Annotated in this window: 8 protein-coding genes; 6 read left to right on the top strand and 2 right to left on the bottom strand. The window is 69.2% G+C overall.

Annotation, left to right across the window (positions count from 1 at the left end; translation table 11 throughout):
* The first annotated feature begins 73 nt into the window (after window positions 1-73).
* The 3 genes from RMP08_RS02800 to RMP08_RS02790 all read left to right on the top strand — a co-directional run bounded on the left by RMP08_RS02800 (window position 74) and on the right by RMP08_RS02790 (window position 2,369).
* Window positions 74-694, top strand: coding sequence for a DUF4893 domain-containing protein (locus RMP08_RS02800; RefSeq protein WP_310467456.1), 621 nt, complete (start codon window positions 74-76; stop codon window positions 692-694).
* Between the two features lie 12 nt (window positions 695-706).
* Window positions 707-2,023 (top strand): amidohydrolase, encoded by a 1,317-nt coding sequence (locus RMP08_RS02795; RefSeq protein ID WP_310467455.1) that lies wholly within the window; start codon window positions 707-709, stop codon window positions 2,021-2,023.
* 124 nt (window positions 2,024-2,147) lie between these two features.
* Window positions 2,148-2,369 (top strand): hypothetical protein, encoded by a 222-nt coding sequence (locus RMP08_RS02790; protein ID WP_310467454.1) that lies wholly within the window; start codon window positions 2,148-2,150, stop codon window positions 2,367-2,369.
* A gap of 12 nt (window positions 2,370-2,381) precedes the next feature.
* On the opposite strand, the gene RMP08_RS02785 is transcribed toward RMP08_RS02790, so the two are convergent.
* Window positions 2,382-3,317, bottom strand: coding sequence for an aldo/keto reductase (locus RMP08_RS02785; RefSeq protein WP_310467453.1), 936 nt, complete (start codon window positions 3,315-3,317; stop codon window positions 2,382-2,384).
* A 122-nt stretch (window positions 3,318-3,439) separates the two neighbouring features.
* On the opposite strand from RMP08_RS02785, the gene prsK reads away from it, so the two are divergent.
* The 3 genes from prsK (at window position 3,440) to RMP08_RS02770 (ending at window position 8,815) form a co-directional block, all read left to right on the top strand.
* Window positions 3,440-5,506 (top strand): XrtA/PEP-CTERM system histidine kinase PrsK, encoded by a 2,067-nt coding sequence (gene prsK, locus RMP08_RS02780; protein WP_310467452.1) that lies wholly within the window; start codon window positions 3,440-3,442, stop codon window positions 5,504-5,506.
* Complete coding sequence (gene prsR, locus RMP08_RS02775; RefSeq protein WP_310467451.1) at window positions 5,503-6,882, top strand: PEP-CTERM-box response regulator transcription factor; 1,380 nt, start codon at window positions 5,503-5,505, stop codon at window positions 6,880-6,882. The genes prsK and prsR overlap by 4 nt, the downstream gene beginning before the upstream one ends.
* Before the next feature lie 76 nt (window positions 6,883-6,958).
* A complete protein-coding gene (locus RMP08_RS02770) occupies window positions 6,959-8,815 on the top strand; it encodes a DUF885 family protein (protein ID WP_310467450.1) in 1,857 nt (618 codons plus the stop codon).
* On the opposite strand, the gene RMP08_RS02765 is transcribed toward RMP08_RS02770, so the two are convergent.
* A complete protein-coding gene (locus tag RMP08_RS02765) occupies window positions 8,804-10,609 on the bottom strand; it encodes an ATP-binding cassette domain-containing protein (RefSeq protein WP_310467449.1) in 1,806 nt (601 codons plus the stop codon). The genes RMP08_RS02770 and RMP08_RS02765 overlap by 12 nt on opposite strands.
* Between the last annotated feature and the right edge of the window lie 20 nt (window positions 10,610-10,629).

Here is a 10,629-nt window from a genome sequence, read left to right as displayed (position 1 = left end):
ACGAGGCGGGGTCGATCACCGGCGCCAACTTGTCGATGGACGGCGGGTGGACCGCGGCTTAGGCTCGGGCACAATGCGTCGATCCCTCCTGCTCGCGGCCGTGCTCACCCTCCCCGCCTGCGCCGTGATGCGCCCGGCGGGCACCGTCATCCAGCATCCGGCGCGCGACTGGCGCCAGGTCGCCACCGCCGACGACCGCATCCGCCTGCGCGAGTGGCGCTCCTCGTTCGTCGCCGCGCTCGCCGACGCCCGCGCCAACGGCCACGCCGCCGCGATCGCGCGCGAAGGCGCGCTGCTCGAGCCCGACTCCGCGCTCGGCGGCGGGCCGATCCCCAACGGCGCCTACCGCTGCCGCACGATCAAGGTTGGCGCCAGGACTCCGGGCATGCTCAGCTTCATCGCCTACCCCGCGTTCCGCTGCCGCGTACGCCAGGAGCGCGACCTCCAGGGCTTCGCCAAATTGAGCGGCTCGCAGCGCCAGGTCGGGCTGGTCTTCCCCGGCGACATGATGCGCCAGGTGTTCCTTGGCACGCTGGTGCTCGGCGATGAAAGCCGCGCGATGTATTACGGTCGCGACCGCGAACGCGATGTCGCCGGCTACGTCGAGCGCATCGGCGAGAATCGTTGGCGCCTGCTGCTGCCGCGCCCGCATTTCGAATCCCAGACCGACGTGTTGGAGCTGGTCCCCGAGTAAGGATTTTTGACGATGAAGACCCGGCTGTTGATCGCGCTGGCCGCGACTGTGCTCCCCGTTCCCGCCGCCGCGGCCACAATCGCCGACGGGGTCAAGGCCGACATGCCGGCGCTGATGACGCTGTACCGCGATCTCCACGCCAACCCCGAGCTGTCAATGCAGGAGGCGCGCACCCCCGCCAAGCTTGCTGCCGAAGCGCGCAAGCTGGGCTTCACCGTCACCGAAAAGGTCGGCAAGACCGGGGTCGTCGCGGTGATGAAGAACGGCCCCGGGCCGACCCTGCTGCTGCGCGCCGACATGGACGGGCTGCCGGTGGTCGAGCAGACCAATCTGCCGTTCGCCTCGAAGATCCGCGCGGTGGCGCGATCGGGGGTCGAAACGGGCGTCATGCACGCGTGCGGCCACGACACCCACATGACCGCCTGGCTCGGCACCGCGCGGCGGCTGGTCGCGGCCAAGGACCAATGGTCGGGGACGCTGGTGATGATCCTCCAGCCCGGCGAGGAAACCGGCGAGGGCGCCAAGGCGATGCTCGCCGACGGGCTGTACACGCGCTTTCCCCACCCCACCCACGCGCTCGCCTTCCACGACGCCGCGGCGATTAAGGCCGGGGTGATCGGGGTCACACCGGGCTATGCGCTGGCCAACGTCGACAGCGTCGATATCAGCGTCAAGGGCGTCGGCGGGCACGGCGCCTACCCGCAGACCACGCGCGACCCGATCGTCCTCGCCAGCCGCATCGTCACCACCTTGCAAACGCTCGTCAGCCGCGAGAACAACCCGGCCGACCCCGCGGTGGTCACCGTCGGCAGCTTCCAGGCCGGCGCCAAGCACAACATCATCTCGGACGAAGCCAAATTGCAGCTGACCGTGCGCAGCTACACCCCCGAGGTGCGCCAGCGATTGCTCGACGGGATTCGCCGCATCGCACGCGGCGAGGCGATCGCCGCGGGCATGCCCGACGACAAGATGCCCGTCGTGACGATCCGCGACGCCGAATATACCCCGTCTACCTTCAACACCGAAAAACTGTCCAACCAGGCGCTGACCTTGTTCCAGCAGCATTTCGGCCCCGAGCGCGCGATCAAGACCCCGGCGGTGATGGGCGGCGAGGATTTCAGCCGCTTCTGGCTCGCCGACAAGTCGATCGAGAGCCTGATCTTCTGGGTCGGCGGGACGCCCGCGGCGAAATGGGACGCGGCCGGCGGCGACGCGTCCAAGCTGCCCACGCTGCACAGCCCGTTCTGGGCGCCCGACGCCGAAGCGGTCATTTCAACCGCGACCGAGGCGCTCACCCTCGCCGCGATGGACATCCTCAAAAAGGGATGAGCGGGCGGCGTCCCGGCATCTCGCGCCGAGTCTAAATGGGAACAACGCTGGCTGCTGCCATGTTGGGCCTTGGTGTCGCTGCCGGTGCGCCACCGAACTTCGCTACCGGCACCAGGAGGGATTTATGAACACCACCGTCAAAATGCTCATCGGCGCGAGCTTCCTTGCCTTCGCCGCGTGCGACGTCGACCAGACCAAGGAAGGCGAGATGCCCGACGTCGACGTCAACGCCAGCGGCGGCCAGCTCCCTGAGTTCAACGTCGAAGGGCCGACCGTCAATGTCGGCACCGAGAACAAGACGGTCGAAGTGCCGACCGTCGACGTCGAGCCGGCTAAGGAAGACTAACCCAGTCGCGGACTAGGCGCTCGCCTGGTTAAGGCGTTCGATCTGGTCCGCTGACAACTCCAGCGTCAGCGCGGCGAGCACCTCGTGCAATTGTGCGAGGCTCGTCGCGCTGGCGATGGCGGCGGTGATGCCCGGCCGTGCCATGGTCCACGCCAGCGCCACCGTCGCAAGTGCTGCGCCGGTTTCCGCCGCGATGTCGTCGAGCGCCGCCAGCACGCGCTGGCCGCGGCCCTCCAGATACTCCGTGTTGCGCATGCCGCGGACCGATTTCCCGAGGTCGTTCTGGCTGCGGTACTTGCCGGTCAGGAACCCGTTGGCGAGGCTGTAGAACGATAATACGCCAAGGCCGTGCGCCGTCGCGGTATCGAGCAGCGGCCCCTCGAGCTTGGCGCGCTCGACCATGTTGTACCAGGTCTGCAGCGCACACGGTTTGGTCAGCCCGCCGGCAGCCGCGGTGCGCATCGCCTCGTCCAGCCGCCCGGGCTCGAACTGCGACAGGCCGATGCTGCGCACCTTGCCCGCCGCGACCAGCGCATCCATCGCCCCGAGGCTGTCGGCGAGCGGCACCGAATCATCGTCCTTGTGCTGGTAGTAGAGGTCGATGGTCTCGATCCCGAGCCGCTCGAGCGAGGCGTCGCACGCGCGCGCGATGACGTCGGGCGCGAGCCCTTCGAGGAACCCAACCTTGGTTGCGATCTGGACCTTGCCGCGCTTGGCCGGGTCGCGCTTGAGCCAACGCCCGATGACGCCCTCGCTTTCGCCGCCGCTGTGGCCCGGCGCCCACGCCGAATAGACGTCGGCGGTGTCGATCATGGTCCCCCCGGCATCGAGGAATGCGTCGAGGATGGCGAAGCTTGCCGTTTCGTCCGCGGTCCACCCGAAGACATTCCCGCCCAGCACCAGCGGCGCCACCTCGAGCTCGCTGTCGCCGATCCGCCGTCTTTCCATGGTCGCGCCTCCTGCCCCCGCGACATGGCCGATGGCCCTGCATTTCCGCAAGCGTTCACCACTTCTTTGTAAAGTTTAGCGACAGTGCCGCGCATGTCGGTGCAATTGACACGAGTGGCCTGATGGACGCGCTGATCACCTTCTGGAGCCACAGCCTGGCGGCGCTGGTGTTCGGCGCGTTGGTCGTGTGGCGGCTCGGCGTCGGCACGCATTTGCCCGGCCAGCGCCTGTTGCTCGCGGCGTTCGCCTTGACCTGCTGCTGGGCGTGGCTGACGGCGATCGGCACGTCGGACGGCCTGGTCCGCTACGCCGAAACCGCCCGCAACCTGGTGTGGGTGGGCCTGCTCTACAGCCTCTCCGCGCGCGGCCGGGAGCGCCAGCACGGCGTGTCGCTGGTCTATGGCGCGGTCGCGGCGGTGCTTGGCCTGCAGCTGGCGGTCGATGGCCTGGCGCTGCTCAGCGGCAGCGGTTCGGCCGAGGAGACCGCCGTCCTGCTGCGGACTACGGCCGCCGCCGGGTCGCTGGTGCTGGTCCACAACCTCTATGGCCAGGCCGCGCCGGCGAGCCGCCCGAGCATCCGCTTCGCGATGCTCGCGCTGGCCATGACGTGGATCTACGACCTCAACCTCTACACCGTGCATTTCCTCGACACCGCGGCCGCCGCCAAGCTGGCGAGCTGGCGCGGCGTGGTGATGGCATTGACCGCGCCGCTGTTCGCGCTTGGCGCGCGCAACGACGACGGCTGGCGCATCCGGCTGTCGCGCGCGGCGACCTTCCAGACCCTCTCGCTACTCGCGATCTGCGCCTATTTCGCGGTGATGACCGTGCTCGCCACCGTGCTGCGCGGGGCCGGCTGGGATGTCCTGCGCGGCCTGGTGGTCGCCTTGCTCGCGATCATGACCGTCGGCGGGATGGTCCTGCTGCCGAGCGCCCGCGCGCGCAGCTGGGCCAAGGTCAAGCTTGCCAAGCATCTGTTCGAGCACCGCTACGATTACCGCACCGAATGGCTGCGCTTCACCGCGACGCTGGGCAGCGCCGGGCCCGACGGCGCGCCGCTCGGCGAGCGCGTGGTCAAGGCGTTCGCCGATATCCTCGACGCGCCGGGCGGGGTGCTGCTGGTCGAGGATTCGGCCGGCGCCATCGCGTCCGGCGCGGCGTGGAACTGGGCGAGCCGCGGCAATCCCGGCGTGGAGCCCGACGCGACCCGCGCCTTGTGGGCGGCGATCGAGCGCGAAGGCCGCGTCCTCGACCTTGACGCCTATCGCCGCGGTGCCGGAGATGCGCGCGACCTGGCGCTCGAGATCCCGCACTGGATCATCGCCAACGACTGCGCCTGGGCCGGCGTCCCGCTGATCCACCATGAGCGGCTGGTCGGCCTCGTCCTGCTCGCCGCGCCCGATTACCGCCGCGCGCTCGACTGGGAAGACTTCGACCTGCTGCGCGCCGCCGGGCGCCAGGCAGCGAGTTCGCTGGCCGAGGCGCACGGCCAGGAAGCGCTGTCCGACGCCCGCCGCTTCGAGGAGTTCAACCGCCGCTTCGCGTTCATCATGCACGACATCAAGAACCTCGTCAGCCAATTGTCGCTGCTGTCGCGCAACGCCGAGCGCCACGCCGAGAATGCCGAGTTCCGCGCCGACATGATCGCCACCCTCAAAGGCAGCGTGGGCAAGATGAACGATTTGCTCGCGCGGTTGTCCCCACAGGCGGTCAACCGCGCCCGCCGCGCCGAGCCGCAACCGCTGCGCCCGATCCTCGCCGCCGCGATTGCCGCCAAGCGCCGCGACCATGACGTGCGATTGCTCGGCGATGCGTCGCCGTGGGCACTGGTCGACGGCGCGTCGCTCGAGCAGGCGGTCGGGCATTTGCTGCAGAACGCGGTGGAGGCGAGCCCGCCCGACCAACCGGTCACCGTGCGCGTCGCCGCGCACGGCGACGGAGTCACGGTGAGCATCGCCGACAAGGGCTGCGGGATGGACGGCGAGTTCGTCCGCACCCGCCTGTTCCAGCCGTTCTCCTCGACCAAGCCCGACGGCTTCGGCATCGGCGCGTTTGAGGCGCGCGCCTTGGTCACCGCGATGGGCGGGCGGATGAGCGTCGACAGCGCGCCCGGCGCCGGCACCACTTTCTCGATCTTCCTCCCCGCCGCGGACGCCGACTCCGCGCGCGAAGACACCAGGAAATCCGCATGACCGACGCAATTGAACCGGCCGAGCTCCCTGTCCTGCTCGTGGTCGAGGACGACGAAGGCCTCCAGCGCCAATTGAAATGGGCGTACGACGGCTACCGCGTGGTCGCCGCGCACGACCGCGCCGCCGCGATCGAGGCGCTGCGCCAGTACGAGCCCGCGGTGGTCACGCTCGACCTCGGCCTGCCGCCCGACCCCGACGGCACCAGCGAAGGCTTCGCCACGCTCGCCGAACTGCTGCGCTTGAAACCCGACACCAAGATCATCGTTGCCTCGGGCCACGGCGCGCGCGAAAGCGCATTGAAGGCGATCTCGCTCGGCGCCTATGATTTCTATCGCAAGCCGCTCGACATCGACGAATTGGGGCTGATCGTCGCGCGCGCCTTCCACCTCCACGACATCGAGTCCGAGAACCGCCGCCTCGAGGCGAACGGCGGCTCGGCGGTGCTCGGGTCGATCATCACCGCCGCGCCGGAAATGCTCAAGGTCGCCAAGACCATCGAGCGCGTCGCCAATGCCGACGTCTCGGTCATGCTGCTCGGCGCCAGCGGCACCGGCAAGGAATTGCTCGCCCGCGCGGTTCACGATTCGAGCGGCCGCGCCAAACACGAATTCGTCGCGATCAACTGCGCCGCGATCCCCGAAAACCTGCTCGAGGCCGAACTGTTTGGCTACGAGCGCGGCGCGTTCACCGGCGCGGTCAAAACCAACCCCGGCAAGATCGAGCTGGCGCAGGGCGGCACCTTGTTCCTCGACGAGGTCGGTGACATCCCGCTGCCGCTCCAGGTCAAATTGCTGCGCTTCCTCCAGGAGCGCGTGATCGAGCGCATCGGCGGCCGCGTGCCGATCGCGGTCGACACCCGCATCGTGTGCGCCACCCACCAGGATCTCGACGCGATGATCGCCGCCGGCGGCTTTCGCGAGGACCTCTATTACCGGCTCGCCGAGATCGTCGTGAAAATCCCCTCGCTGGCAGAGCGGCACGGCGACGCGGTGCTGCTCGCGCGCCATTTCGCCAATCGCTTCGCGCGCGAATTGAACGCCAAGGTCCACGGCCTGTCCAACGAGGCGCTGGCGGCGATCGACGCCCACCCGTGGCCGGGCAATGTCCGCGAGCTGGAAAACCGCATCAAGCGCGCGGTGATCATGGCCGACGGCAAGACCGTCTCGGCCGAGGACCTCGATTTGCCCAACCCCGCCGGCGGCGGCGAGGAGCAGGCCGCGATCAACCTGCGCGCCGCGCGCGAGGTCGCCGACCGCCGCGCGATCCGCTCGGCGATGAGCCGCACCGACAACAACATCTCGGGCGCCGCCAAGCTCCTCGGCATCAGCCGCCCGACGCTGTACGATTTGATCAAGCAATATCAGCTGCAGGCGTAAGGCCCGGTTCGACCAACGCGCTTGCGGCAAATTGCGACTGGCTTAGTCTCCCGCCCAATAAATCGGGAGACTATTCATGGATCGTCGTCAATTCCTGTCCACCGGCAGCGCCGCGATCGCCGTGCCGCTGCTTGCCGGGTGCGCCGCGCGGGCATTGCCGCCGGTCATCGCCGCGCCGCTCGCGCCTCCCGCGGCGGCGGCGGGTTCAGGCGACGCGGCGCTCAACGCTTTGTTCGAGGCGATCTTCCAGGAGCAGGTTCGGACCCAGCCGATGACCGCGACCTATTACGGGCTCGACAAGGGCCCGCTGGCGGCCCTGCGCTCGCAGTTCGATCTGCGCCCCGACCGGCAGGCGCGGATCGAGGAAATCGCGCGCACCAACAAGTTCATCGCCGGCCTCGCCGCGGTGCCCGAGGGCGATCTGTCGAGCTCGGCCAAGCTCAACCGCGACGTCGTGCTGTGGGACTTGCGCACCAGCAACATCGGCCCCGAACGGTTCGACATTTCCAACCCGCAATCGCCCTACGTCATCAGCCAGCAAGACGGCGCGTATTTCGCCATCCCCGACTTCCTCGATTCGGCGCACACCATCGAGACCGCGGCCGACGCCGAGGCCTATCTGTCGCGCCTCGCGCAGTTCGCCACATTACTCGACAACGAGACCGAGGAGCAGCGCCGCCAGGCCGCGCGCGGGATGCTCGCGCCGGGCTGGTCGCTCGACCTCGCGCTGGGGCAGATGCGGGCGCTGCGCGCGCCATCGCCGACGCAGAGCAACATGACGACCTCGCTCGCCACCCGCGCCGCGGCCAAGGGCATCGCCGGCGACTGGACTCGCCGCGCCGCGCGGATTGTCGCCGAGACGGTGTATCCCGCGCTCGACCGCCAGATCGCCGCGATCGTCGCGCTGCGCCCGACCGCCGCACCGGGCGACGGCATCTGGCGCGTTCCGCAAGGCGATGCGATCTACGCCGCCGCGCTCGCCGAGGCGACCACGACCACTTTCAGCGCCGACGAGATCCACGCGCTCGGGCTCCAGCAGGTCGCCGAGATCAGCGCCCAGCTCGATACCATCCTGCGCGCCGCCGGATACACATCGGGCAGCGTCGGCGAGCGGCTGACCGTGCTCAACAAGTCGCCCGCCCAGCTCTACCCCAACACCGACGCCGGGCGCGCCGAGCTGATCGCGGGCCTGAACGCGAGCGTCGCGGCGATCTCCGCCAAGATGCCGCAAGCGTTCAGCAACCCGCCCAAGGACCCGCTCGAGATCCGCCGCGTCCCGCCCGAAATCCAGGACGGCGCATCGAACGGCTATTACCGCCAGGCCGCGCTCGACGGCTCGCGCCCGGCGATTTACTTCATCAATCTGAAATCAACCGGCGACTGGCCCAAATATTCGCTGCCCGCGCTGACCTTCCACGAAGGTTTTCCCGGCAACCACCTCCAGCTCAGCATCGCGCAGGGCTCGGGCGAGATGCCGATGCTGCGCCGCACCGCTTTCTATTCGGCCTATGGCGAGGGCTGGGCGCTCTACTCGGAGCAGCTCGCCGACGAATTGGGCGCCTATAACGGCATCGAGCGCGCGGGCTATTTGCAGTCGTTCCTGTTCCGCGCCGAGCGGCTGGTGGTCGACACCGGGCTCAACCACAAGCGCTGGAGCGTGGCGCAGGCGACCGACCACATGATCGCCGCGACCGGCTTCCCGCGGCCGCGCGCCCAGCGCGAGATCGAGCGCTATTGCGCCTCGCCGGGGCAGGCGTGCAGCTACAAGATCGGGCATATCGCGTGGGCGCGGGCGCGGGCCAAGGCGCAGGCGGCGCTGGGCGACAAGTTCGACCTGCGCGATTTCCACGACATTCTGTACGAAGGCGCGATGCCGCTGACGATCTTCGAGCGGCGGGTCGACGAGCGGGTGCGCGCGAAGCTAGCCGCCTAACGCCTCGGCGATTTCGGCGACTTCGAGCCAGCGCTGCTCGGCGGCGTCTTTTTCGGCGCGGTGGCGGTCGATCGCGGCGGTCAGCGCGGCGAACCGCGCCGGATCGCGCGCGTATAAGTCCGGGTCGTGGAGCGCCGCTTCGTCGGCCGCGATCGCCGCCTCGAGCCGCTCGATTTCGGCCGGGAGGCGGTCGAGGTCGCGTTGGTCCTTGTAGGTCAGTTTCCCCCTCCCGCTTGCGGGAGGGGAGGGCCTGTCCGAGGCTTTGACAGGCCCTCCCCCAACCCCTCCCGCGCGCGGGAGGGGGGCTTTCCGCTTGACCCAATCCTCATAGCCCCCCGCCACCACGTCGACCCGCCCCGAGCCGTCGAGCCCGAGCGTAATGGTCACCGTGCGGTCAAGGAAATCGCGGTCGTGGCTGACGATCAGCACCGTCCCCTCATAATCGGCGATCACCTCCTGCAGCAGGTCGAGCGTCTCGAGGTCGAGGTCGTTGGTCGGCTCGTCGAGCACCAGCAGATTGGCCTCGCGCGCAAATTCTCGCGCCAGCAGCAGCCGCGATCGCTCGCCCCCCGACAGCGAGCCGATCGGCGCCTCGGTCAGCGACGGGTCGAACAGATACTCCTTCAGATAGCCCTTGATGTGCTTCTTCACCCCGCGCACCGTGACCCAGTCGCCGCCGTCGGCGAGGATGTCACGCACGCTTTTGCCCGGCTCCATCAATTTGCGCTGCTGATCGATGACGATCCCCGACAGCGTCTTGGCCAGCGTCACCGTCCCCGCGTCGGGCTGGATCTCGCCGGTCAGCAGCCGGAGCAAGGTGGTCTTGCCGGCGCCGTTGGGCCCGACCACGCCGATCCGGTCGCCGCGCTGCACGCGCAGCGAGAAATCGCGGATGATCGTGCGCTCGCCCTTGCTGGTGACGAAGCTCTTGGTGACATGCTCGGCGTCGATCACGGTCTTGGTCCGCACCTCGTCGCGGGCGAGGCCGAGCTTGGCGGTGCCCGCCGCGCCGAGCATCGCCGCGCGCTGCGCGCGCATTTCGCCAAGCTTGGCCAGCCGCCCCTGGTTGCGCCGCCGCCGCGCGGTCACCCCGCGCTGCAGCCAGTGCAATTCGAGCTTCAATTTGGCGTCGAGTTTTTCGGCGGCGCGCTCGTCCTCGGCGTAGACCCGCTCGGTCCAGGCATCGAACCCGCCGAAGCCGATTTCGGCCCGGCGCAGGCTGCCGCGGTCGAGCCACAGGCAGCTTTTGGTCAGCCGCGCGAGGAAGGTGCGGTCGTGGCTGATGGCGATGAACGCGCCGGCAAACCGCCCCAGCCAGTCCTCCAGCCATTCGATCGCGGCGAGGTCGAGGTGGTTGGTCGGCTCGTCGAGCAGCAGCACGTCGGGGTCCTGCGCCAGCGCCCGCGCGATCGCCGCCCGCCGCCGCTCGCCGCCGCTCGCGGTCGCCACCGGGCGCGACAGGTTCGCCCCCAATTGCCCCGCGATCGCCGCCGCTTCATGCTCGGCCGGTGCGCCCTCCCCCGCCAGCACCCAGTCGAGCAGTGTTTCATGCCCCGCCATGTCCGGATCCTGCTCGAGCAGCACCACGCGCGATCCCGGCACGATCGTCCGCCGCCCCTCGTCGGTGTCGATCAGCCCGGCGAGACATTTGAGCAAAGTCGTCTTGCCCGCGCCGTTGCGCCCGATCAGCGCCAGCCGGTCGCGCGGGCGGACATGGACGTCGATCTGGCGGAACAGCCAGCCCTCGCCCTGGACCAGGCCGAGGCCTTCGTAGGAGAGGATCGGGGCCGCCATCGCGCCGCCCCTAGCCGCTC

Origin of the sequence: Sphingomonas sp., assembly GCF_031426035.1 — a bacterium.
GTDB lineage: Bacteria > Pseudomonadota > Alphaproteobacteria > Sphingomonadales > Sphingomonadaceae > Sphingomicrobium.
This window is presented reverse-complemented; position numbering and strand designations above follow the sequence as displayed.

Excerpts from the sequence above, each read along its gene's own strand:
- RMP08_RS02770 (WP_310467450.1), top strand. The coding sequence starts at position 6,959 with ATGGATCGTCGTCAATTCCTGTCCACCGGCAGCGCCGCGATCGCCGTG.
- RMP08_RS02785 (WP_310467453.1), bottom strand. The coding sequence starts at position 3,317 with ATGGAAAGACGGCGGATCGGCGACAGCGAGCTCGAGGTGGCGCCGCTG.
- prsR (WP_310467451.1), top strand. The coding sequence starts at position 5,503 with ATGACCGACGCAATTGAACCGGCCGAGCTCCCTGTCCTGCTCGTGGTC.
- RMP08_RS02765 (WP_310467449.1), bottom strand. The coding sequence starts at position 10,609 with ATGGCGGCCCCGATCCTCTCCTACGAAGGCCTCGGCCTGGTCCAGGGC.
- RMP08_RS02800 (WP_310467456.1), top strand. The coding sequence starts at position 74 with ATGCGTCGATCCCTCCTGCTCGCGGCCGTGCTCACCCTCCCCGCCTGC.
- RMP08_RS02790 (WP_310467454.1), top strand. The coding sequence starts at position 2,148 with ATGAACACCACCGTCAAAATGCTCATCGGCGCGAGCTTCCTTGCCTTC.
- prsK (WP_310467452.1), top strand. The coding sequence starts at position 3,440 with ATGGACGCGCTGATCACCTTCTGGAGCCACAGCCTGGCGGCGCTGGTG.
- RMP08_RS02795 (WP_310467455.1), top strand. The coding sequence starts at position 707 with ATGAAGACCCGGCTGTTGATCGCGCTGGCCGCGACTGTGCTCCCCGTT.